This window comes from Vibrio casei, assembly GCF_002218025.2.
Taxonomy (GTDB): domain Bacteria; phylum Pseudomonadota; class Gammaproteobacteria; order Enterobacterales; family Vibrionaceae; genus Vibrio; species Vibrio casei.
The window spans coordinates 1,032,963-1,057,305 of sequence record NZ_AP018680.1 but is presented as its reverse complement, the minus strand read 5'-3'; the positions used below and the strand labels follow the sequence as shown (position 1 = coordinate 1,057,305).

The following is a 24,343-nucleotide window of genomic DNA, read 5'->3' as shown; positions in this document are numbered from 1 at the left end:
ACTGCGTAAGTAATATGGAGGCTTTGGCATATTGACAATTAACGGCATTCTAATTTCTTCTTAAGCCCCTAACAGCGGTAAATGTTTAATGGTTTTATAGTTAAGTGATAGCTCAAGGCATTGCCTAATCACGGACGTTGGAAGTGGTGAATTCACATTCAATACAATGGCACGATTACCTTGAAATTCAAGCACATCTGAATGCAATTCTCGGAAGGTATCAACAAGTTTAGTATTGCAGTTGAAGAAAATGAAATATTGATCAGGGAATTTAGGCTTCCAATCCATTCGAACGGTACTGCCACTTTTAACCAAATAACTTGGTTCACCCCATTTAAGGGTTTCCTCAACATCACCTAAATTTTGCTCGTCTGCAATATCAAAAATTAAAGCGCGAATAGGTAATAGAAGCCTCTGAATATGTTCAGGGTAGCGGTTGAATGTATCTTGGATATTGAGTCCCATTTTAGTATTCTCATTAATTCAGTCCATAGTACTCAATATACTTAAATCACCTTATATACCCAAGTAACTTCAAGATGCAGTTTCAGCAAGAGTAAAATAAACCGGACCAGCAGGAACGGCTTTCCTCTATTTAAGTATGATGAGTTATCGACGTGCTTCATCTTTTATAAACGGCAATATTCCTAATGGCTTAAAGGCTTGTTTATTTACGATGGTTTCCAAAATATGCATCACAACTAGCGCTTCCGGCTTGCTCACAGGGGCTTCTGCGTTGCCTTCAATCCACAATTTAACGTTTTTATAGAATTGAGTGTAATGATGATAGTTAGCCGCCATTACCTCTTGATGATCTTTAAAATAAAGCGTACAAATACCCTCTGGGCTGTCTTGACCAAAGCTAGGAGTGTCTAAGAATATCCCTTGTTTAAGATCGCGCTCTTGCTGATCGATAAAATATTTTTCCACCGTTGCTTCGGTCGCATTGATGATCCAGCGAGGTGGCTCTTTTACGACTAATTGCGAATGCCTTACACGAACTCTTAAATTACCGTAAATCAATTTGATGTCATAGTAATCTTCAGGCACTTTATTTTGTTCCGAATGGGTATCATCCGCATACTCGCCAAAACGTTTTCCTGCGCCGATGTAATAATTTTTATGATTGGTCACATCATAGAGGATTGAATCAGGTTCGCCATATAGGCTGACAATTTGATCAATAAAATGAACCGCATGACCGTATACACTACCATCGTATTGATGACCAGAATAGTCGGCACCGTCGGGTCGATAATGGGTATGATTTGATTCAATCTCCATCACCCGGCCAAGATCTTTCCGTTGTAATACCGCCTTAATCGTTAAGAAGTCACTATCAAAACGACGATTCTGATAAGGCGTTATTTTCACCTGTTTCTGTTCTGCAAGTTGATACAATTCCTTTGCTTGGCCTAACGTATCACAAAACGGCTTTTCAACGATGACATGCTTATGTGCAAGAATAGCTTGTTTCGCATACTCATAATGAGAAGAAGCTGGTGTTGTGACGGCAATCACTTCAACATCCGAACAAAGCAAAGCTTCCACGCTGTCAAATCGTTGAATGTTTTGGTTATATGATGGATATGGCATATCAAAATGCCGAGAACCACGAGTATAAAAACCCACCACCTCAAATTCACCAGAAGCTTCCACAAAGGGCATATGATAACGATTGGTACTTTTACCAAAGCCAATAAAACCTAATTTCATCCTATTCACACCCCATTAATACAAAATGGCTGACGCACTATTTATACGCCAGCCACCTAAATGTTATACCCTGTACTCAATCAGAGCAAAGCGTCTGTCATAAAATAATTACAACTCTTTTCCATTACTTTCAATCACTTTTTGATACCAGTAGAAGCTATCTTTCTTGTAGCGTTTTAACTCTTTTTCGCTTTCTTCATCACGGTCGACATAAACAAAGCCGTAACGTTTTGCGTAACCGTTGAGCCAGCTAAACAAGTCTTGGAATGACCAAGTACAGTAGCCTAATACTTCACAGCCATCATCAATCGCCGCTTCAATCGCTTGAACGTGCTCTTTTAAGAAGTTAATACGATAGTCATCATGCACCTTGCCATCTTCCGTTAAGGTATCAAATGCCCCGAGACCATTTTCGCTAATCAGAATTGGAACACCGTAACGTGAAGTAATACGACGTAACGACACCCGTAAACCATTTGGATCGATGGCCCAATTCCAATCGGTCATTTTAAGGTAGTCATTATCAGCGCGAGCATAAAGCTTTTGCGTTGGGATCTCTTTCACTTCTGATACCACAGATACCTGCGCCGCATTACCGGCCTGCACATTGTCTTGCTTCTGATTAGGATCGATGAAAGTGGCCGATTGATAGTAATTGAGCCCCATGAAGTCACATACGCCCGCTTTAAGCAGGGCTTTATCGCCCGGTTGGAAATCGACTTTAATGCCTAAGTTTTCCAACAGCTTCAAGCCAATGCGAGGGTATTCACCTTTTGCGTAGACATCCATCCATAAGAAGTTTTCGATTTCTTGCGCATTTTCCATCGCAATCACATCTTCTGGTTTTTCACTTTTGGCATACGTTGGGCCATAAGCGAAACTTGGACCAACTTGACCTTCGATACCCATATCACGGAACAGCTTAATTGCACTCGCATTAGCAAGGCTTGCAATGTGGTTAGCATTAATAAAACGCTGGTAGTCCGATACTTTCGGCGGATGAAGCTTTTGCACATAGCCTAGGCCAGTAAAGATATTTTGCTCATTGAGCGTTACCCAATACTTCACCTTTTTGCCATATTCTTTATAAAGCAGCTCACAAAATGCAGTGAAGTCTTTAATAATTTCACGGCTCTCCCAGCCGGCGTATTCATCTTGCAGTGCTTGAGGTAGATCCCAGTGATAAACCGTTAAGATTGGCTCTACACCAGCCTCGATCAATTTATCGATAACCTTATGATAAAACTCAACCCCTTTCGGGTTCACGGTGCGGCCATCTGCCATTACGCGAGACCATGAAACAGAGAAACGATACGCGTTTAAGCCCATCTCTTTCATCAGCTCAATGTCTTCTTCAAACTTATGGTAGAAATCGATCGCCACTTCACCGGTAGTATTTTTAAAAGTATTACCTGCAATGCGTGAGTAGGTATCCCAAATCGATGGACCTTTTCCATCTAAACTTGCCCCGCCTTCAATTTGATATGCCGCCGATGCACTACCCCATAAAAAATCATCTTGAAATGCCATACCTATCCTTAAACTTCATTGTTATTAGTGAAATAATCATTAGCTCTACGTTAACGTAAAGCCCGTCAATTAACTGTAATTGACGACGAGAAATCCTTCAAAACTCTAGACTAATTCGGGTTTCGTTCGATAAATCACATTGATGGTTATGCCATGAAACTGGCGTAATTTATTTCATAGCGATGAAAGTGACACCGATAAAAAAACCGCCAAAGAAAGGCGGTTCAATCAAATATATTGAAGAAAAATAAGTTTAATTATAAATCCGAAACCGATTCTCGGCTGACTAAACGGCCAGAAATTAAAGGGCTTGATTTCATAGTTTGGATTGATCGTTCTAAAAGCGTTTGTAAGTTATCCATACAATAATCAGCCAATTGCTCACTAGAATGGCTGATACAAGTCAGTGTTGGATTAAGCTGTTGCGCCAAAGGAGAATCTTCTAATGAAATAACCGATACCTCTTTCGGAACTTGGATATTAAATTCACGCATGATGCGCATCGCTTCTGCGGCATAACTATCACGCTTCACCACAATTGCCGTATATTGCGTAAAGCTATTAATCAGCCCTAGTAGAGATTGTTCAAGCTGATGTTTCGCTTCCAAAATCAAACGGCGATCATACGGCAATGACGAATTCTGTAGTGCATTTTTATAACCATTTAATAAATCCTGGCAACTTCCCTGCTCTAAATCATCGACCAATAAAGCAATCTTACGATGCCCTTTTCCTAGTAAATAACGGCAAGCGCTTTCTGCGGCAAATTGATAATCAAACCCCACCGATGCGTGAGCGTCACTCATCACACCATCCATATGTAATACACGCTCAAAAGCAGAAGTATTGATTGTGCCATTAATCAAGATAACCGCTTCACATTGACTGTGTAATTCCATTAAAGCACTCTGCTGTTCATGATCGCTTTCAGCAAATTGCACTAACATCAATTTCTTCATTGATTTTAGCTTCCGCGATATTAAAGGCAGGTAACTATTAAGGCTAGCGGCATCGGCGGTATTTAATACTACGCCAACATAATTGGTGGATTGTGTCGCTAGATTTTGCGCGGCAATATTCGGGCTGTAGTTGAGTTCTTCAGCAGCTTTTAACACAGTAAGACGACTATCTTCACGCACCCCGCGGCTACCGCTCAATACACGAGAAACGGTGGCTTTTGATACATTGGCTAATCGTGATACGTCTGTGATAGTGGCCATGAACTTATTGTCTCACTCATACTGCTTTTAATTTAATGATTATATACCCAAGTAACTTCAAGATGCGAGTTTCTATATCTCATTGAGTTTTGCAAGATACCGCAACAAAAACCTTAAATTTAGAATGGGGATTTAATGGTTTGATTTGTTCAAATAAATAGCCCATTTGGCATGGGGACCAAATGGGCGTATTGGCTTATTTCTCTGCCACTTTCTTATGCAGCGCGATCAATTCCGCCATCATTTCTTTGGCTAGCATGCTGGTCATCAAGTGATCTTGTGCATGAACCATGATAAGGGTCATTTTGGTTTTGCCTTCACCTTCATCGGCTTCAATCAGCTTAGTTTGTACAAGGTGAGCTTGATTGGCGAACGTTTGTGATTCTTTCATCAAAGCTTCTGCCTTATCAAAATCGCCCGCTTTAGCCGCATAAAGTGCTTCAAAGGCTAAGCTTTTTGATTGACCAGCATTAATGATGATACCCATTACTTGTTCTTCTAAATCCATATCCATTTTCGTGTCCTATTTAATTTTTTATTATTCAATAACCTTTATTGCTTCAAAGCGTTCTGATTGAATTTTTCTTAGAAGCCATTATTTTTCGAAACTTGCGTAAACCATTCACCGCTCAGTTTTTTGGTGCGCGTTTGAGTTTTTAAATCAAGGCTGTAGAAACCATAACGGTTTTTATAAGCGTTACACCAAGACCAGTTATCGATAAAAGTCCACAAGTGATAGCCACGACAATCGGCCCCTTCTTGAATCGCTTTATGCAACCAAGTTAAGTGATCTTGAATAAAATCAATACGATAAGTGTCTTGGATCTGGCCGTCTTTTAAGAACTTGTCTTCACCTTCAACCCCCATACCATTTTCAGAAATAAAGCATGGAATGTTGTCGTAGTTATCCCGCAAATTGATCATGATGTCATAAATGCCTTTTTCGTAAATTTCCCAACCACGATGTGGATTCATTTTACGGCCTGGCATTTCATAGTTTTCAAATAACCACTCAGGAATAAATGGTGAGTTTTGATCAACCGCGGTTAAACGTGCTTTTACACGGCGAGGTTGATAGTAATTCACCCCAAGCAAATCCACTTTACCGGCTGCAATAATTTCACAATCGCCCGCTTGGCACTCTGGCATTTGGTCGTATTGCTTTAATATTTCAATCAAGCCTTGAGGCACTTCGCCTTTGGCCGCTGGATCTAAGAAACTACGGTTAAACAATAAGTCTGCATATTCTGCCGCTTTCACATCGGCTGGATTTTGTGAGCGAGGATAAGAAGGCGTTAGATTTAAAATAATGCCAATTTGTCCATCTTGCTGTTGTTCACGATATGCGATGACCGCTTTGGAGTGAGCTAGAATAGTGTGATAGCCAACGGTAACTGCGCGTCGAAAATCCACTACATTTGGATAATGGAAATCATATAGATAACCGCCTTCCACTGGCACGATTGGCTCATTAAAGGTAAACCAGTGTTTTACTCGATCACCGAATAATTTAAAGCAGGTCGCGGCAAATTCAGCATACGCATCAACCACTTCACGATTTTCCCAACCACCGATTTCTTGCATCGCCACCGGCATATCAAAGTGAAATAAATTAATGAATGGCTCAATACCTTGCGCCACCATTTCATCAATCACATTGCTGTAAAACTCAACCGCTTTTGGGTTTATTTCACCACGACCGGTTGGAATTAAGCGCGACCATGAAATTGAAGTGCGGAACGAGTTGTGGCCAATGTCTTTCATCAATGCGATATCAGAACGGTAGTTTTTATAAAACGTTGATGCTTCTGTGGCACTTACGCCATTGAAAAAACGGTTGGGTTCATTCTTGTACCAAAGGTCCCAAATGTTTTCGCCTTTACCATCTTCAAAAGCCGCGCCTTCGGTTTGTGGTGCTGATGATGCACTGCCCCACCAAAAGTTTTCTGGAAATTGATATTGCATTGAATGCTTACCTTTTATTGATGATGGTGGTGAATACCTCACCACCATCGTTGGTTATTACGCAGTTACGGTTTGACCTTGAGCTTCTTCTTTTGCTGCTTGCTCTTCTTGCTCAAGCAATTGTTTCTCATAAGCTCTTAGGAAAGGTAGGTAAACCACTACCGAAATCGCCATACAGATAAAGCACATAATGACAGGACTAAAGGCCCAATTTGCCGCCCATGATGCGCCGATTGGTGCTGGTGTTGTCCATGGTGTTACCGATACTACGTGTGCAACCAAATCCCATTTAAGACCAAAATAAGCGACGACTGCGTTGATCATTGGCACGAACACGAATGGAATAAACATCACTGGGTTCATAATGATAGGTGTGCCAAATAGTAATGGCTCATTGATGTTAAACAGCGCAGGAACACTACTTAGCTTACCCACAGTGCGCAGGTGAACCGCACGGCTACGCGCCAACATAAAGGCAAGTGGTAAGGTTGAACCTACACCGCCGATAAGAAGATAGTGATCCCAGAACCCTTGTAGGAAAATAACCGGTGGCTCAATACCATTCGCTAACGCAGTTTGGTTTACGGCCAAGTTCGCTAACCAGAATGGGTTCATGATACCAGTGACAATCAAGGCGCCGTGAATACCGGCAAACCATAGAATTTGACACACAAATACCGCAAGTAAAATGGCAGGTAAAGAATCCGAGGCGGAGACTAATGGCTCAAGCAGTGACATAATCGCCTGTGGAATGATCATGCCTGTTTCAGATTCAATCAATAGGTTCAATGGGTGCAACGTCATAATGATCACTAGCACTGGAATTAGAATCTCAAATGAGCGAGATACACCGGCTGGTACTTCAGGTGGAAGTTTGATGGTGACGTTTTTACGCTTTAAGAATGCGTACACTTCCGTTGAGTAAATCGCGGTAATCAATGCCGTAAATATACCTGGGCCACCAAAGTAGGTCATCACTAATTTGCCATCTTCAATTGGCGCGGCAACCAGTAAAAATGACATCAATGCTAGCAGGCCTGTCGCTAGCGGATCTAAATCGTAATGGCGGGCTAAACTCGCGGCAACCCCAGTAGAGATGAAGAAGGTCATAACCCCCATACTAAGGTTAAAAGGTAAAATTAGCTGTTCACGGTATTCATTCGAAAAGTCTAACCAAGCACGCGCAAAACCCCATGTGGTGTCTGGTGAAAAGGGAGGGAAAATAAACACCAGCATGAACGAACCAACGATCATAAATGGTAACGCTGAAATAAAGCCATCACGAATGGAAGTAACGTATTTCTGATTGCCGATGCGTCCTGCGATTGGCGTCACTTTTTGTTCAATAAAGTTCGTCAATAAATCATTAATTGAGCTCATACATGCGTCCTAGATTTGTCTGAGATAAATACCTGCAAAAAAGTAAATACAGATTGCAAGCGAAGTGGTCATGACGAGTGGCACGCTATGATAAAATTCGATGTGCCACTGATTGGTTTTGGTTGTTATGATTGACCATTAATCAATCAAAGACAGCGCGTGATCGAGAACTTTGTCGCCCTTCTGCATGCCGTAATCCATCATGTTAATTGGTTCTACCTTAATACCGTATGCATCAGCTTTCTTTTGTAGATCTGCTTGCATATATTTGATTTGAGGGCCAAGTAAAACACACTGGAAGTTAGGCGCTTTTTGGTCAAACTCTGAAGCGCCGAAAGCTTGAATATCCACTTCTAGGTTGCGTTTAGCCGCTTCCTCGATCATTTTTTTCATCAGCATGCTAGTTGACATTCCAGCTGAGCAGCAAAGCATAATTTTTTTCATGGCAGTATTCCTATTGAGTAATTTAATTTGTATGTCTTGTTCTGTTGATAATAAATTAGCACAAGGAAACAATATGGAAACCGGTTTCCATTAGTTGGAAACCTAACTGTGAATTTGATCACCGGATTAAATAAGAAAGTCTGGCAAAATGAGATCTCGATAAACTTTTGGGTAGGGAAAAAATGAACCATCAAACCAATCAAATACTGATGAAACGTGTTGAACGTCACATTTCTCCCGTGGCGAACTGGTTAGCGAGCAGTAAACATCTGATTGCCATTCGTGATGGTTTTCAAATTGCGATGCCCTTTATTATTGTGGGTAGCTTATTTGTTCCCTTCATTTTCCCGCCGTTTAATCCAGCCAATTACCCCAACATAAACGCATTTTTGCTCGAGCATCGGCATTTCTTTTCGACCATGTTTGAGCATACCATGGGGCTGATAGCTTTATTCATTGCCTTTGGCGCGAGTGCCAGCTTAGCTAAACAATATCGAATTCCAGAGAGGCTTTCGGGATTGACCGGTTGCGTTGCTTTTTTATTATTAACTGGTGCGGTTGAGCAATCTTCACCAGAAAGTTTTTTAGGTGGTAACGGCCTATTTACTGCCCTGATCTCAAGTATTTACAGCATTGAAGTGATCCGGTTTTTTTATAAAAAAGGCTGGTTTTTAGATTTACCCGAAGAAGTCCCGTTGATCACTCGCAATGGCTTTAAGCTAATTTTACCGCTGTTATTTATTATGCTTTCTCTTGCGATTATTAATTTAACCTTAAAACAATATACAGGTTTATATTTCCCACAATTAGTCACCGAAGCGTTCAAGCCTTTAGTCATCGCCAGTGACACATTAACCGCGGTATTGTTTTCATTACTGCTTTGCCAAATCCTTTGGTTTATGGGGATCCATGGCGCATTAATTGTCACTGGAATTATGAATCCATTTTGGCTCAGTGGCTTAATTTCAAATCAGGCTGCACTGGCTATAGGTGAGCCGGCTCCTCATATTTATCTGCAAGGTTTTTGGGATTACTACTTATTAATTGGCGGGGTTGGTTCAACCCTCCCCTTAGTCTTCATGGCAATGAAAAGCCGCTCAAAACAGCTCAACTCCGTTGGTAAAATTGGCTTTATTCCAGCTTTATTCAACATTAACGAACCGATTTTGTTCGGCTTTCCGATCATTATGAACCCGCTTTTCTTCTTACCTTTTGTGTTTGTGCCGTTAATCAATGCCGTGATTGCGTGGCATTTCACTCAACTCGGAATACTCGACCCATTTATCTCAATGTTACCTTGGTCGATGCCAGCTCCAATTGGTGCTTATTTAGCAGCCAACGGAAGTTTGCATAATGCTTTGATGGTGTTATTTGCGATGTTTAACTCTTGGATGCTGTATCGCCCATTTTTTAAAGTGCATGAAAAGTGGTTAATTGACCAAGAAACTCAAACTATTTCATAGCAAGTTTCACCAACAAAATGTGAGTATCCACTGATATATAAGCATTGCAGCACTCAATACAATCATCTTCTAGCAAAATTTCGTTTGTCTTTTCAGTTGATTTGTTAATTTGTTTCTAACCAAGCAATAACAAATTTTGGTTTACTTAACGGTAACAAGCTCCGACTCTACCACTGCTTTCTAAGCTCACTTTGTGAGAGTCTTGTTGAGTAAGCCTTTTCTATCCATTGCTCATGGAATAAAGGTTGTATGATGAGTGAACTACATTATTTAGCGTTAGATATCGGTGGTAGCGCCGTCAAATACGGCATAATAACCCAAAGCGGAGAGATAGTTTCAAAGGGTAGTTACCCTAGCCCAACCACTAATATTGATGATTTTTGGCAACAGTTTGAACAGCACCTACTGCCACTCACTCGCCAGTATCAAGTGGCCGGTATTGCCATCAGCGCTCCCGGTTCAGTCGATTGTGATTCGAGTATTATCTATGGGCATAGTGCGTTGCGTTATCTACATGGTCCGAATTTCAGAGAACACATTCAACGGCATTACCAACTCCATTGTGAAATCGAGAATGATGCCAATTGCGCCGCTCTTGCCGAATTATGGCACTCTAATATTGACGATGACTTTTGCTTATTGGTCATAGGAAGTGGGGTCGGAGGCGCGACCGTGATAAACGGTAAAGTACACCATGGCAAGCATTTACATGGCGCTGAATTTGGCTACATGTTTATCGGTGTGGATGATGACGGTAAACCGGTAAATTTAAGTGGTTGTGGCGCGACACGTTCTTTAGTGCAACACACCGCCAAATTACTGGGCATACCAGAAGAACAGTTGAACGGTAAAAAAGTATTTGAACTAGCCGAAGCCGGTGATGAACGCATACAGGCGATTATCGATAAGTGGTATCAAATGTTGGCTTATGGTCTCTATAATGTACAATATTGCATCGATCCTGATCGAATCATTATTGGTGGAGCCATCAGTAGTCGTCTTGACCTATTAGACAAAATAGAAGAAAAGTTAGCACAAATATTTGTTGAAAACCCCTACTCTAGCGTTCGCCCACAATTAAGCGTTTGTAAAGCAGGCAATGATGCCAATTTAATTGGGGCTTTATTCCACTACTTGCAACGCCAACAACTGGATACATAAATATTCCATCATTAAAAAAGTCACGATAGTAAATATATTATCGTGACTTTCTTCTGTATGATTTTTAGTCTTTATTGATCAGTCAAACGTTCCAATTTGATCGTTAAATTACCAACTGGAACATGGGTGGTTTTCAACCAAGGTTTAGCCGGTTGATCCACACCATTCTCTTTATTATAAGCTTGCTCTGCATCATATAATTGAGTCTGTTTACCATACTCATCTTGATGGCTATATACCGCTATATAACGAATCGATTTAGACATGCCACTCACTGGAGCGATTAAGTCAAATTGGTCATATTTGGCCAAGTAAGTTGATTTTATCTCTTCTCCAACCGGCTTAAATTGACCATCAAGAAATTGCAAATAAGGCACGACCACGGTCTCTCGTGCTTGACTGCTAATATGAATTCCTTGGTCAAATTCTAACTGTGGTAAAGCAAAAACTTTGACAAAGGTTTTTCCCGAGTCAAGCTGCATGACCGCATCTTTCGGAGATAGGCTAAACGGTACTGTTTTATTGGATGCTAAGTAAGTGGCTTCAATGTCTGAAAAAGTATTTGTGGTAATGGCCATCGACTGCAGGTCGGAAACTTGTTTGACTTCTTCTGCTGTCGTCGCAGCTTTGTCTGATCCAAATAGGTTGGGATTAAATATATTGCCATTTTTATCCGCACATCCGGCCAAGGCTAATAATACGCTTAATGTCAGTATTTTTTTCATCTGTGTTCCTTTCGATAAATAATGATTCTTCTTAAGATAGATTTATTCCCTTTTATTTAGATTGCTGTGTTTTAAACAAACTTGCAACCTAGCATTATTAAGATTTAAAAAAATAAAATCACATAATGAAATATTTCAACATTATGAAATTTTTCATGCATCATCCACCAACCCTGCACATAAAGTGCAATGAATAACGTGATGATAATCACGTATGGTTACTTAGTTCATGAAACTGCCAACTATTCATTCAGATCACCATTCGACTAAAAGACGGGAGTTTTAATTTAAATTCGTGATTATGAATACACTTTTATTAATCGAAATATATTTTATTGTGATCTAATCAGCATTAAACATGCCAAATAGCAATTTCATAAGCCTCTCCAATAATAACTCCATGTGATTCCATTCAATAATTTCAAACCTTTCACTTCATATACTTTGCACTGCATTTAGGAAACACCAATAAAAAATAACGAGCACAGTTTAATTTGTGCATATAAAGGGAAATTATATGAAACTTTCAACACTCACATTGGCGATTGTTACTGCCTCTACTTTGCTACCACTTGCTGCACAAGCCGACGATGCCTTTTTATTTACCGGTTATGCCCGCTACGGTGCTGGCTATACCGCTGATGATGCTCTTTACGACGGCTCGGTAAAAAATGGGATTAACGTCATTAAAACCGCCAGCAGCCAATACCAAGCAACCGGCCGTTTAGGCAACGAAGGCAATGGTTTTGAGTTTAAATTACAAAAAATCTTTGAACAAGATGACATGCAATGGGATGTTGCAGTCATGCTGGACGATGGTTATGACGGTAACCCGACGGGGATTTCTCAGGCATATGCGGGCGGTAAAGGCATTTTTGCCACCCAACCAGATGCTTATATTTGGGCTGGCCAACGCTTTAACGGTCGTGAACAAATCGGGGTAAATGATTACTTCTATCTACAAAATGATGGGACCGGTGCCGGTGTTGATAACTTAGACCTAAACTTTGCAAAATTAGACTTTTCTGTGGTTGCCGGGGATAAAGGCCGTAATGGTCGTTACGCGCTAGTGACTAAACTGCATGATCTTAACCTAACTGACTCTCAAAGCTTACGCTTCCACTTTAACTATGGTTTTGGCAATGGATCGTCAACAGATGCGGACACCGGGATCACCACTGATGTTGATGATAACGATGCATATCAAATTGCAGCCATTCACCGTATTACCTGGTCAAACGGTTGGAACGAAACTGCCGTTCGCTACAGTGACGGTGTTCGTAACGGCATCTTATGGAGCAATGCTGCTGACGATGGCGGTTCACTCGGTGTGTTCGCATATGGTGCGATTGATTTCACTGAAACCATATTGATGGAATACGCATTAAGCTTTGAAGACAATGATTTATCGACTAATGCTAGTGGTGATGATGAGAAATGGAGCCAAGCCGTTATTCGCCCTGGATACCGTTGGAATGATCGTATGAGTACTTGGCTTGAGTTAGGTTATGACCAAGTGGACTTTGATTCAGACAAAGGTACCAACTCTTCTTGGAAAGCCACGCTTTCACAAAACATCGGTCTAGGTAGCTTCATGGGTTCTCGCCCAATGCTACGTTTCTATACCACTTACGGACAGCTTGATACTGAGTTTGTTGGACTATCTGGTGCAAAAGATGGTGATTCAGATGCGCTAACCTTCGGTGCAATGTTTGAAGCATGGTGGTAAGCACTCTCTCTTTTAAACCGCTGCCTGTGGGAATATCTAGTTTTCATTCCCACATATTAATCCTTTATATATGAATACATGCTTTTCATACCTTTCTGAATAACGGCCAGTTTGTTCAGAAAGGCTTTTTTTGATGATGGTGACGCTTTGATAATAACCGTCATGAAATAAAGTTGAAATGTTTCATGAAGCTGGATTTTTTTGTTTCAATTTTCAAGCTTTGAAGACTTACTTGCTTCGGGATAAACAAACCGAGAAATGAATTCTCGCCTTTCACGCCATTCATTGCATAGTGTTACATCACTTGGAAACCGCTTTCATTATGTGGACACCATTAAATGAAATCACTAAAGCTAAAGGATATAGCATGGCAACAATCAAACAAGTCTCTGAACTTTCTAGAGTCTCTCAAGCGACCGTTTCACGTGTCATAAACGGAAGCAGTCGAGTGAGCCATGATAAGAAACTGCGCGTTGAAAAAGCCATTCAAGCGTTAGATTATCGCCCACAATCCATCGCCCATTCTGCCGCCCTCAATCGCTCAGGCTGTATTGGTCTGGTTATTCCTGAACTCGCAGGTCCATATTACGGCAACATCATGAGCACTATTGAAGAAACCCTGCGACCATTGGGTTATCAATTGATGGTGACCGCTGGCGGTCAAAACGTGCAAAGCGAACAGATGGCGGTCGAGTTTTTGTTAAGTCGCCGAGTCGATGCTCTACTGATCTACACCTCTTATTTGTCTGATGATTATTTGATTGAATTATCAAAACAAAAATTACCAGTAGTGATACTAAGCCGTTCGATTCCCGAGCTGCATAGCAGCTGTATTGAAATGGATGATGAGCTCGGTGGTAAATCAGCCACTAAGCATTTAATCGAATTAGGTCATCGTCGCATTGCTTGTATTACAGGGCCACTATCCAAGCCTGATGCTCGCGCACGCTTACAAGGCTATCGTACTGTTTTAGAAGAAGCCAATATTGCTTACGATTCTAGATTAGTCGCAGAAGCTGGATTTACCGAGTTAACTGGGGCAAAAGCCATGGAAATGTTACTCAACCGTAATCTCGATTTTTCAGCCGTTTTTTGCTGTAACGATTTAATGGCGATCGGGGCAATCGAAACACTTAACGAATTGGAAAGGCCTCAAGAGAAAGCCATCTCTGTCATGGGCTTTGACAATATTATTTTCAGCCAATACGTCACCCCTGCCCTATCCACAATACATTACCCTATTGAAAAAATGAGCGTAGAAGCGGTTCATCTGTTACTGCAAAAGTTCAATAAGAAAAAACCCGATGTGCAATTTAAATTTACGCCGACATTAGTCGTCCGTGAATCCACCATGGCGATTGCACCTCTATAAAAAACCATAAACCAATAACATTTTAAGGACGAAATAATGATGAAATTGAAGTCTATTACTCTTGCTGCGATGGTCAGCGCTGCGGCTGTTGGTTCAGTCCAGGCTGAAGAAAATATCCGCTTTGATGGTTTTCCCGATTTTGATAGTAGTTTAAATGTACTGCTACCTGACTTTACCGAGAAAACAGGAATCAAAGTCGATTACTTAATGAATAACCATGGTGACCATCACACTAAATTAACCACAAACCTCGCAACCGGCTCTGGCGCGGGCGATGTCGTCGTCGTGGATGTCGAAAAAATTGGCCCATTTGTAGCTTCAGGCGGCTTAGTCAATTTATCTGCCTCTTTTAAAGCTGACCAATATAAAGATCAATTTGCTCCTTATGCTTGGGCGCAAGGTCAAGGAGCTGATGGTAGCGTTTATGGTATCCCGGTTGATTTAGGCCCAGGCGTAATGTACTACCGCCGTGACCTACTTAAAGATACTGGCGAAAATATCAATGAAGTGATTAAAGATTGGGATAGCTACATCGCCTATGGTGAAGAACTCAAGAAAAATAATGTCTACCTAATTGCATCGGCTGCTGATGTTGCTCAAGCGATTATCTTTACCACTGTCGGTGATAATGAAGGCCTCTATTTTGATGCCAAAGGTGAGCCGATTGTCACTAGCCCTCGATTTGTTAAAGCTTTCACTATTGCAAAAGAAATCCGCGATAAGGGTCTTGATGCTCGTATCACGGCTTGGAGTAATGAGTGGTATGAAGGCTTCCGTAAAGGTACCTTTGCAACACAGCTTTCTGGTGCTTGGCTACTTGGTCACTTACAAAACTGGATCGCACCTGAAACCTCTGGCAAATGGGGTGTAGAGAACTTACCTAACGGTATCTATGGTAGCTGGGGTGGTTCTTTCCTATCCATTCCTAAGCAAAGTGAACACAAAGAAGCCGCTTGGAAACTTATCCAATACATGACGACTGAGCGTGAAGTGCAACTTAAACACTTTGAAACCATTGGTGCATTCCCAGCCAATAAAACCACTTATGATAGCCCAATCTTTAATGAGGAAATCCCATTCCTAGGTGGCCAAAAAGCACGTTTGTTATTTGCTGATGTAGCAAAAAATATCAAACCCGTCTTGCCGGCTAAAGGTGACCATGTGGCTCGTGCGATCATCTTAGAGAATGCTTTAATGCAAGTTCTTGATGAAGACCGAGATATCAAAGAAGCATTAGCAGAAGCGGAACGTTTAATTAAACGCCGTACCCGTAACTTATAAGTTGTTAATGGCGTAGGCAGCCAATGTCTACGCCTTCTTTTGTCACTTTCTGCTAAGAGAACCGATTATGACTCAAGCTGTCAATCAAGTAGTGTCGGCTCACTGCAACAAAAAAGCCTCGCGTTTTTCATGGTCCAAAATTACACCATATGGCTTTTTAATGCCTTTTTTAATCTTATTTGCTGTGTTTGGCCTATTCCCACTGTTGTTTTCTGTCTATTTATCCTTCCATGCTTGGAACCCGGTAGAAGGCCTATCTGCCATGAAATATGTCGGAATCGAGAACTACGACATTGCACTGACTGACCCGTGGTTATGGCGCTCTCTGCAAAATACATTTTGGTTAGCGATTACCTCTGGTGTTATGCAGCATGTGGTTGCGATTCCTGTAGCTTATGCTCTGGTATCGTTTTCCGATCGATTACGCCACTGGCTAACCTCTGCCTACTTTTTGCCATACATTACGTCGACGGTCGCGGTTTCGCTGATCTTCTTTAACATGTATTCACCAACATCAGGCATTATTAACCAGGCGCTTATTTCCTTAGCCAATAACCCTTTCTTTGGCTGGGCTTTTGCTTGGGTATTGGATTTTCAACCGATTCGCTGGTTAGAAGATTCAACCTTAATTAAACCTTCGATTGCCTTTGTGGTGTTCTGGAAATATACCGGTTTTAACATCGTGCTTTACACCACCGGCTTAATGACGATTCCTAAAGATATTTTAGAAGCGGCTCGCATGGATGGTGCCAATGCATTGCGTCGTTTCTGGCACATTTCTTTACCTATGATCCGTCCATTTATTTTCTTTGCTGTCACCCTAACGATTATCGGTAACCTGCAATTATTCGAAGAACCATTTGTATTAACTCGCGGTACAGGTGGTACAGGCCAGTCAGGTTTAACTATCTCGATGTACCTCTATAAAGTGGGTTGGGAATGGTTAGAGATGGGAACCGCATCGGCAATTTCTTGGCTGCTCTTCGCCCTGATTGCCACGATGACTGCATTGCAATTTTTCTTCTTCGGTAAGAAAGGATTAGAGGCCAATTAATATGGATAATATACAAACAAAACCAAGCATTCGTTGGTCAGACATCATCACCAAAGTGGTGTTGATCGTCCTTGGATTATTTTTAATCTTATCGGCAATCATGACGGTCTTTCCATTCTTATGGTCCGCTATTCTTGCTACGCGTGATCGTACTGAAATTTTCGGTGTTGACCTTAGCTTCGCACTGGGTGATAGCCTGGCTTATAACTATGAGCAACTGCTTGAAATCATGCCGTTTTGGCAGTCGATGTTTAACAGCTTTAAGGTGGCGTTTCTAGGCACCACTATCTCACTACTATTTTGTAGTATGGGTGGTTACGCATTCGCGGTGTATAAGTTTAAAGGCAAAAATGCATTATTTGGTCTGTTGGTTGGTTCTATGATGATCCCACCCGTGCTAAGCATTATTCCTTATTACTTAACGGTACAATTTCTAGGCTTGCTCGATAACCACTTGGCGGTATGGCTCCCCTTCACTGCAACACCATTTGGAATATTTTTGATGCGTCAACACATTGTGGCATCCATTCCAAGAGAACTATTGGAGGCAGCTAAACTTGATGGCGCAGGTGAATTTCGCACTTATTGGAGCGTAGTACTACCGTTACTCAAACCAGCATTGGCAACACTGGCCATCGTGCAGTTCGTGTTCTTTTGGAATAACTTTTTAACCCCATTAGTGGTATTGAACTCAACCGAAAATTACGTCGTAACACTGGCACTGCGCTCCGTTCAAAACTTACCGAATACACCTTGGGGGGCGGTAATGCTGGGGACCTTTATCTCGATTCTCCCAATTGCAACTTTCTATTTATTTGCATCTCGTCAAATGATCAGCGGCCTCACATCTGGCGCGGTCAAAGGATAAGTAATTATATTTTTGATGAACCATGATTCATCAGTAAGGATACCGATATGGCACAAGTTGAATTTAAAAACTTAAAAAAATCTTTTGGCGATGTTGAAGTCGTCAAGCAGTTCGATTTAAAAGTACAAGATGGTGAATTCTTAGTTTTACTCGGACCATCGGGTTGTGGTAAATCAACCATTCTTCGCATGTTAGCCGGCTTGGAAAACATTACGTCTGGCGATGTTATTGTCGGCGACCGTGTGGTCAATGACGTGGATGCCAAAGAGCGTGATCTGGCAATGGTATTCCAAAGCTATGCGCTCTACCCGCATATGACCGTATATGAAAACATTGCCTTTGCATTGAAATTGAAAGGCATGAAAAAGCCTGACATTGACACAGAAGTACGTAAAGCCGCTAAGATGCTAGAGCTTGAACCACTACTAGACCGTAAACCTAAAGAGCTTTCTGGTGGTCAGAGACAGCGTGTCGCAATGGGCCGTGCCATGGTACGTACACCTAAAGTGTTTTTGTTTGATGAGCCGTTATCAAACCTAGATGCAAAATTGCGTGGCACCATGCGAGATGAGATTAAAACCTTACACCGCACACTCAAAACCACCACTATATATGTAACTCACGACCAAATAGAGGCCATGACATTGGCTAATCGTGTGGTGATATTAAAAGATGGTTATATTGAGCAAGTGGGTACCCCAGAAGAAGTGTTCCGCCACCCAGCCAACGAGTTTGTTGCTCAGTTTATCGGTAACCCTTCAATGAACCTGTTAGATGGAAAAATTGAATTGCATGGGGATAAGTACATTGTTGATTTAGGCCAAGAGACGCTGACCGTTCCGAGTCGCTTCCACGATAAAATTCGTAGCGGCCAAGCAGTTCGTGTGGGTATTCGTCCAACCGATATTTATTTGCGCAGCAATCATATTGAACACGACCAAATTCAATCCTTTACTGTCAGCATTAAAGATAAAGAATTGCTGGGTGCTAATATGCTGTTAAAAACACAAATCGGAGAGCAGCATCTGCTGGTTGAAGCCAGCATTGTGGATACCGATAGCAGTGCCATTACGGATATCGTTTGGGATATTAACGAGCTGCACCTTTTTGATAAAGAAAATGGTCGATCATTAGCTAGCGTCTAAAAGAGAGTTATCAATTTAAGCCCCCATATTACTAAGCGTTTTCTTCGTAATATGGGGGATTTCCTAATTCAAAATAAATTCTTAGTTAATCGAAAACGGCGCTGTCGAATCACGCACTTTCAATTCAACCGGTGGCACTCGGTGTGCTTGATTATTACCATTAATTAAATCGAGTAAGGTAAACACTGCCGCCTGTCCAATACCTTCTAACGGCTGTTTTACCGTTGTGAGTGGCGGAATAAAATAACTCGATAAAATGAGGTCATCGAAACCAACCACCGATACCTGAGCTGGCACCCGGATACCATGTTGATACAAAGCCTGCATTGCCCCATAAGCGCTTTGGTCATTGGCAGCAAAAATAGCGCTAAATGGCTGTTTCTCTTTAATTAAACGAGTTACCACATCGAAAGAATCTTTCATTTCGAACTCACCACGGCGAATCAGCCTTTCGTTAATCGGCAACCCCGCATCTGTCAAAGCACGCTTGTACCCTTCTAATCGTTGCTGGGAATCCGCATGACTAATGATGCCTTGTAAGTGAACAATGCGGCTGTGGCCTTGTTGAATTAAATGATTGGTCGCCATGTAAGCACCAATACTATTATCAACTTTAATTGAAGTGACATTTTTACCTTCCATCGCTCTCCCAATAGCAACGATTGGTTTGTTAGCCGCATAACGGTTTACTTGCTCATCGCTTAACGTCCCGGTCAGCGTCATGATGCCATCGACTTTCTGAGCAATCAGCTTATCCATCGCTTTTTTTTCAGCATCATTATTCCAGTAACCGGTCGCGATCAAAAGGTTATAGCCACGGCTGGTGACCGCTTTTTCCATCCCAAAAAGAATTTCGCTAGAAAATGGACTTTCCGCACTTTGAATCAACACCCCCAGCGTCATACTACGCGTCACGCTTTTTGCTCCTTGGCGAGTACTTGGCTTATAGCCTAACGTTGAAATTGCATTTTCAATTAACTGACTTTTATCTGGTGCCACAAACGTGGTGCGATTAAGAAAGCGAGATACCGTACTTGGCGATACGCCCGCCAGCTCCGCTACATCGTATACCGTTGGCACGGATATTTTTTTACTCTTCACCCTAGTTCCCTCTGAGCAGCAAAAGACCAATGTATGGTCTCTAATTTATTCTTATTATTTTCTCAATATTCTATGGTGTTAAGACCCTCCATTCAATCAACAGGATTAGAAAATGCTAGGGGAACAACTAATCTTAAACAAAATATCCAATTACCTACCCATAAAAACGAAAAAGCAGTACTAATATCAGCACTGCTTTTGTTTTACTTATTATGTATTACCTTTGTTAATCCACCAACAAACACGATACCGCGTGCACATCTGTGCCTTTAATTTGTGGTTTCTGCTCAGCACATTGTGCCGTCGCTATTGGGCAACGCGTTCGGAACACGCACCCCGATGGTGGATTAATCGGCGACGGTAAATCCCCTTCCAACATTTGGATTTTCTTAGCTCGTTCTTTTCTTGGATCAGGAATCGGAACAGCCGACATCAACGCTTTGGTGTAAGGGTGCTTAGGGTTAGCGAATAAGGCATCCGACTCCCCTAATTCAACCGCATTACCAAGATACATCACCAAAACACGATCTGAAATATGCTTCACCACCGATAAATCATGCGCAATAAAAACTAAGCTCAAGCCAAGTTCATTCTGCAGATCTTTCAATAAATTAACCACTTGTGCTTGAATGGAAACATCGAGTGCTGAAACAGGTTCATCACAGATGATCATTTTTGGATTTAAGATCAATGCTCGAGCAATCCCAATACGCTGACATTGACCACCAGAAAACTCATGTGGGTAACGGTTTATTACGTTAGGCAATAGGCCTACTTTATCCATCATGGCTTTTACTTTAGCTTTGACGTCTACTTTAGAAAGCCTTGGATAAAAGGTAATCAATGGCTCTGCAATGATATCCCCAACGGTCATACGTGGATTCAATGACGCCAGTGGATCTTGGAAAATCATTTGAATTTCTTTACGCTTTTCACGCTTTTGTACCGCTTGCATGCGAGTTAAGTCTTGGCCTAACCACAGCACTTCGCCTTCCGTCGCTTCCACTAAACCGACAATCGCACGAGCAAACGTCGATTTACCACAACCAGACTCACCCACAACGCCTAGCGTTTCACCTTCGTATAATCGAACGTTCACACCATCGACCGCTTTTAGTTTGGCAGGTTTAGCCCATGGCCACGCTGATTTAGCTGCAATATTGAAGTGTACTTTTAAATCTTTAATATCTAGTAATAACGCTTTACCGGCGGTATTCGATTGTGGCGCATCATTCATGGCTTCTACGCCTTCTTTTAATAAAGTTGTTGATTGACTCATGATTTCCAGCCCTCCCAATCAGAAAAACAAGCACGATGACGATCCTCTCCAAATGGCAGAAGTTGCGGCGCTTCACGGCCGCAACGTTCCGTTACTCGGTGGCAACGTTCTTGATAAGGACAACCCGGTGGTAAACGCAACAAATTCGGTGGATTCCCTGGAATCGTCGGTAAGACATCCCCTTTAGAATCGAGACGAGGAATGGCACGCAATAAGCCTTCAGAGTAGGGATGGCTTGGATTATAGAAAATATCTTCAACCGACCCATATTCCATTGTACGACCTGCGTACATCACCAGAACTTTGTCGCATGAACCTGCAACCACGCCAAGATCGTGCGTGATCATAATAATAGCGGTATTAAACTCATCCTTTAATTCGTTCAACAAATCCATAATTTGAGCTTGAACGGTAACATCTAAAGCAGTGGTCGGTTCATCCGCAATCAATAATTTAGGTCGACATAATAATGCCATCGCAATCATCACCCGCTGGCGCATACCTCCTGAAAACTCGTGTGGGTACATGGTAATACGCTTACGTGCCTCTGGTATTTTCACCGCTTCTAACATGCGTACCGATTCTTCAAAGGCGGCAGATTTACCCATGCCTTTGTGAAGCATGAGTACTTCCATCAACTGGTCACTAACCTTCATATATGGATTCAGTGATGTCATTGGATCTTGGAATATCATCGCGATTTGCTCTGCACGAATGGTATTTAGCTCTTTTTCCGGCAAGTTTAAAATTTCTTTGCCTTCAAATTTAGCACTGCCGCTGATCACACCATTCTTAGCAAGTAGGCCCATAATCGCAAATACGGTTTGTGATTTACCTGAACCAGACTCCCCAACGATACCTAACGTTTCGCCTTGTTTGAGTGAGAAACTCAAGTCATTCACGGCAGTGACCATGCCGTCTTGGGTTTTAAATTCAACCCTTAAGTCTTGTACATCTAATAAATTGCTCATTGTCTTTCCTTATCATTCTGTTTTTCGCTGGCGCTGCTTTATTTTTTAATACGTTATGCCAATTGAATTAGCGATCTTTTGGATCGAGCGCATCACGCAGACCATCGCCGACATAATTAAAGCAAAATAGCGTTACCACCATGAATGCCGCAGGGAAACCCAATTGCCAAATCGCAATCTCCATGGTTTGTGCGCCTTCTTGCAGTAATGCCCCCCAGCTTGTCATAGGTTCTTGAACTCCTAGACCAAGGAAAGATAAGAAAGACTCGGTAAGAATCATACTTGGAACTAGTAACGTAGAATAAACCGCTACGATACCCAAAACATTTGGCACAATGTGACGAGTAATAATTTTCCAATTACTGACACCACATACGTAAGCCGCCTCAATAAATTCTTTATTCCGTAAGCTCAACGTTTGTCCACGAACAATCCGCGCCATATCCAGCCACGCAATCGCCCCTATCGCCACAAATATCAAAACAATATTACGACCAAAAAATGTTACGAGAACAATCACTAAGAACATGAAAGGTACTGCGTATAAAATCTCCAGAATACGCATCATCACACGGTCGACTTTACCGCCAATAAAACCCGATGCAGCGCCATAAAGCGTACCAATCAACACGGCAACAAATGCCCCTAAAATACCGACCATGAGTGAGATACGCCCTCCCATTAAAGTCCGAACATATAAATCGCGCCCTAAACTATCGGTGCCAAAAACATGTTCAGAAGATGGCGCCGCTTGCAGAGCATACCAATCAGTATCATCGTAAGCATAATGAGCAAACATAGGTAAGAAAATAACCGCTAATGTAATCAGAACAAGAATGACTAAGCTCACCATCGCGGCTTTGTTACGCATAAAACGGATTCGTGCATCTTGCCAAAGGCTGCGGCCTTCAATTTCTAAGTTCTCAGAGAACTTCTCAATCGCATCTAAATTTTGTTGTTTATTTAACATTGCGTCAGCCTCTGATTAGTAACGAATTTTCGGATCAATGTACGCCAACAGAACGTCGACAACCGCATTGAAAAGAATGAATAAGAAACCAATTAAGATAGTAATCCCCATTACCAATGAATAGTCACGGTTAAAGGCTGCGTTTACGAAGAGCTTACCAATTCCCGGTAAACCAAAAATGGTTTCAATCACAACTGAACCGGTAATAATCCCTACAAATGCTGGCCCCATGTACGAAACCACCGGGAGCAGTGCAGGTTTTAGCGCATGTTTTATAATGATGTAACGGTAACTTAAGCCTTTGGCGCGAGCGGTACGGATAAAGTTACTATTTAGAGTTTCAATCATACTGCCACGTGTAATACGAGCAAAAGTAGCAACATAAAGCAATGACATGCCGACCATTGGCAGGAACATATAATAAAAGCTCCCGTCTTTCCAACCACCAGCGGGAAACCAACCTAAATTAATTGAAAAAATGTAAATTAAAACAGGCGCAAGAACAAAGGATGGCATTACCACCCCAAGCATGGCGGTCGACATGATGGTATAATCCACCCATGTATTTTGCCGCAATGACGCAATGGTTCCGACCGTCACTCCGAGAATAAGCGTGAAAATGAAAGCAAAAAATCCGACTTTCGCTGAAACCGGTAAAGCCGCGTAAACCAATTCATTTACGGTGTAATCTTGATATTTAAATGAGGGACCAAAATCACCTTGAATAATATTGGTTAAGTACGTTGTATATTGAGTGAGTACAGGCTTATCTAGCCCATACTTAGCATTGATATTTGCCATCACTTCAGGAGGTAACGGGCGTTCACTGGAGAACGGGTTCCCTGGAGCAAATCGCATTAAGAAAAAAGATACTGTGATCAATACCAACATAGTCGGTATTGCCTCTAACAGCCTTTTTAAAATAAATTTAAACATATATATAACTTCCAGTTGTGACTAATAAATATA

At 41.7% G+C, this 24,343-nt stretch carries 22 protein-coding genes; 8 read left to right on the top strand and 14 right to left on the bottom strand.

Annotation, left to right across the window (positions count from 1 at the left end; translation table 11 throughout):
- Window positions 1-60: 60 nt before the first annotated feature.
- The 8 genes from VCASEI_RS05090 to VCASEI_RS05055 form a co-directional block, all read right to left on the bottom strand.
- Entirely contained in the window at window positions 61-465 is a 405-nt protein-coding gene (locus VCASEI_RS05090; RefSeq protein WP_086959944.1) for a DUF1801 domain-containing protein, read from the bottom strand.
- A gap of 144 nt (window positions 466-609) precedes the next feature.
- Window positions 610-1,716: a Gfo/Idh/MocA family oxidoreductase gene (locus tag VCASEI_RS05085; protein WP_089110478.1), complete on the bottom strand. Its 1,107-nt coding sequence runs from the start codon at window positions 1,714-1,716 to the stop codon at window positions 610-612.
- A gap of 108 nt (window positions 1,717-1,824) precedes the next feature.
- Window positions 1,825-3,246, bottom strand: coding sequence for a glycoside hydrolase family 1 protein (locus tag VCASEI_RS05080; protein WP_089110479.1), 1,422 nt, complete (start codon window positions 3,244-3,246; stop codon window positions 1,825-1,827).
- Window positions 3,247-3,503: 257 nt separating this feature from the next.
- Entirely contained in the window at window positions 3,504-4,466 is a 963-nt protein-coding gene (locus VCASEI_RS05075) for a LacI family DNA-binding transcriptional regulator (protein WP_089110480.1), read from the bottom strand.
- A 196-nt stretch (window positions 4,467-4,662) separates the two neighbouring features.
- Window positions 4,663-4,974 (bottom strand): PTS N,N'-diacetylchitobiose transporter subunit IIA, encoded by a 312-nt coding sequence (chbA, locus tag VCASEI_RS05070; RefSeq protein ID WP_086959956.1) that lies wholly within the window; start codon window positions 4,972-4,974, stop codon window positions 4,663-4,665.
- A gap of 77 nt (window positions 4,975-5,051) precedes the next feature.
- On the bottom strand, window positions 5,052-6,431 hold the full coding sequence (locus VCASEI_RS05065) for a glycoside hydrolase family 1 protein (RefSeq protein WP_086959940.1): 1,380 nt from the start codon (window positions 6,429-6,431) through the stop codon (window positions 5,052-5,054).
- 57 nt (window positions 6,432-6,488) lie between these two features.
- Complete coding sequence (locus VCASEI_RS05060; RefSeq protein ID WP_086959939.1) at window positions 6,489-7,811, bottom strand: PTS sugar transporter subunit IIC; 1,323 nt, start codon at window positions 7,809-7,811, stop codon at window positions 6,489-6,491.
- 138 nt (window positions 7,812-7,949) lie between these two features.
- Window positions 7,950-8,255, bottom strand: a complete 306-nt coding sequence (locus VCASEI_RS05055) for a PTS sugar transporter subunit IIB (RefSeq protein ID WP_086959938.1) — start codon at window positions 8,253-8,255, stop codon at window positions 7,950-7,952.
- 182 nt (window positions 8,256-8,437) lie between these two features.
- Between VCASEI_RS05055 and VCASEI_RS05050 the strand changes: the two genes are divergently transcribed.
- Together VCASEI_RS05050 and VCASEI_RS05045 are read left to right on the top strand one after the other, a co-directional pair.
- Window positions 8,438-9,718: a PTS sugar transporter subunit IIC gene (locus tag VCASEI_RS05050; RefSeq protein ID WP_086959937.1), complete on the top strand. Its 1,281-nt coding sequence runs from the start codon at window positions 8,438-8,440 to the stop codon at window positions 9,716-9,718.
- A 249-nt stretch (window positions 9,719-9,967) separates the two neighbouring features.
- Entirely contained in the window at window positions 9,968-10,879 is a 912-nt protein-coding gene (locus tag VCASEI_RS05045) for an ROK family protein (RefSeq protein WP_086959936.1), read from the top strand.
- 71 nt (window positions 10,880-10,950) lie between these two features.
- Here the strand turns inward: VCASEI_RS05045 and VCASEI_RS05040 are convergent, their stop codons facing one another.
- Complete coding sequence (locus VCASEI_RS05040) at window positions 10,951-11,604, bottom strand: MalM family protein (RefSeq protein ID WP_086959935.1); 654 nt, start codon at window positions 11,602-11,604, stop codon at window positions 10,951-10,953.
- 517 nt (window positions 11,605-12,121) lie between these two features.
- Between VCASEI_RS05040 and VCASEI_RS05035 the strand changes: the two genes are divergently transcribed.
- From VCASEI_RS05035 to VCASEI_RS05010, 6 genes are all read left to right on the top strand, one after another.
- Window positions 12,122-13,333: a carbohydrate porin gene (locus VCASEI_RS05035; RefSeq protein WP_089110481.1), complete on the top strand. Its 1,212-nt coding sequence runs from the start codon at window positions 12,122-12,124 to the stop codon at window positions 13,331-13,333.
- Window positions 13,334-13,700: 367 nt separating this feature from the next.
- Window positions 13,701-14,705 (top strand): LacI family DNA-binding transcriptional regulator, encoded by a 1,005-nt coding sequence (locus tag VCASEI_RS05030; protein ID WP_089110482.1) that lies wholly within the window; start codon window positions 13,701-13,703, stop codon window positions 14,703-14,705.
- A 39-nt stretch (window positions 14,706-14,744) separates the two neighbouring features.
- Complete coding sequence (locus VCASEI_RS05025) at window positions 14,745-15,986, top strand: extracellular solute-binding protein (RefSeq protein ID WP_089110491.1); 1,242 nt, start codon at window positions 14,745-14,747, stop codon at window positions 15,984-15,986.
- Window positions 15,987-16,053: 67 nt separating this feature from the next.
- Entirely contained in the window at window positions 16,054-17,040 is a 987-nt protein-coding gene (locus VCASEI_RS05020; RefSeq protein ID WP_089110483.1) for a carbohydrate ABC transporter permease, read from the top strand.
- A gap of 1 nt (window position 17,041) precedes the next feature.
- The gene (locus tag VCASEI_RS05015; RefSeq protein ID WP_089110484.1) at window positions 17,042-17,908 is read left to right on the top strand and encodes a carbohydrate ABC transporter permease; all 867 of its coding nucleotides are present in this window, start codon (window positions 17,042-17,044) and stop codon (window positions 17,906-17,908) included.
- A gap of 47 nt (window positions 17,909-17,955) precedes the next feature.
- Entirely contained in the window at window positions 17,956-19,053 is a 1,098-nt protein-coding gene (locus tag VCASEI_RS05010) for an ABC transporter ATP-binding protein (RefSeq protein ID WP_086959928.1), read from the top strand.
- Window positions 19,054-19,134: 81 nt separating this feature from the next.
- On the opposite strand, the gene VCASEI_RS05005 is transcribed toward VCASEI_RS05010, so the two are convergent.
- The 5 genes from VCASEI_RS05005 to oppB form a co-directional block, all read right to left on the bottom strand.
- A complete protein-coding gene (locus VCASEI_RS05005; RefSeq protein WP_086959927.1) occupies window positions 19,135-20,154 on the bottom strand; it encodes a LacI family DNA-binding transcriptional regulator in 1,020 nt (339 codons plus the stop codon).
- A gap of 226 nt (window positions 20,155-20,380) precedes the next feature.
- Entirely contained in the window at window positions 20,381-21,391 is a 1,011-nt protein-coding gene (gene oppF, locus VCASEI_RS05000) for a murein tripeptide/oligopeptide ABC transporter ATP binding protein OppF (protein WP_089110492.1), read from the bottom strand.
- 38 nt (window positions 21,392-21,429) lie between these two features.
- Window positions 21,430-22,404 (bottom strand): ABC transporter ATP-binding protein, encoded by a 975-nt coding sequence (gene oppD, locus VCASEI_RS04995; RefSeq protein WP_086959926.1) that lies wholly within the window; start codon window positions 22,402-22,404, stop codon window positions 21,430-21,432.
- A 67-nt stretch (window positions 22,405-22,471) separates the two neighbouring features.
- Window positions 22,472-23,374, bottom strand: a complete 903-nt coding sequence (gene oppC / locus VCASEI_RS04990) for an oligopeptide ABC transporter permease OppC (RefSeq protein ID WP_086959925.1) — start codon at window positions 23,372-23,374, stop codon at window positions 22,472-22,474.
- A gap of 15 nt (window positions 23,375-23,389) precedes the next feature.
- On the bottom strand, window positions 23,390-24,310 hold the full coding sequence (oppB, locus tag VCASEI_RS04985) for an oligopeptide ABC transporter permease OppB (protein WP_086959924.1): 921 nt from the start codon (window positions 24,308-24,310) through the stop codon (window positions 23,390-23,392).
- Window positions 24,311-24,343: the final 33 nt, after the last annotated feature.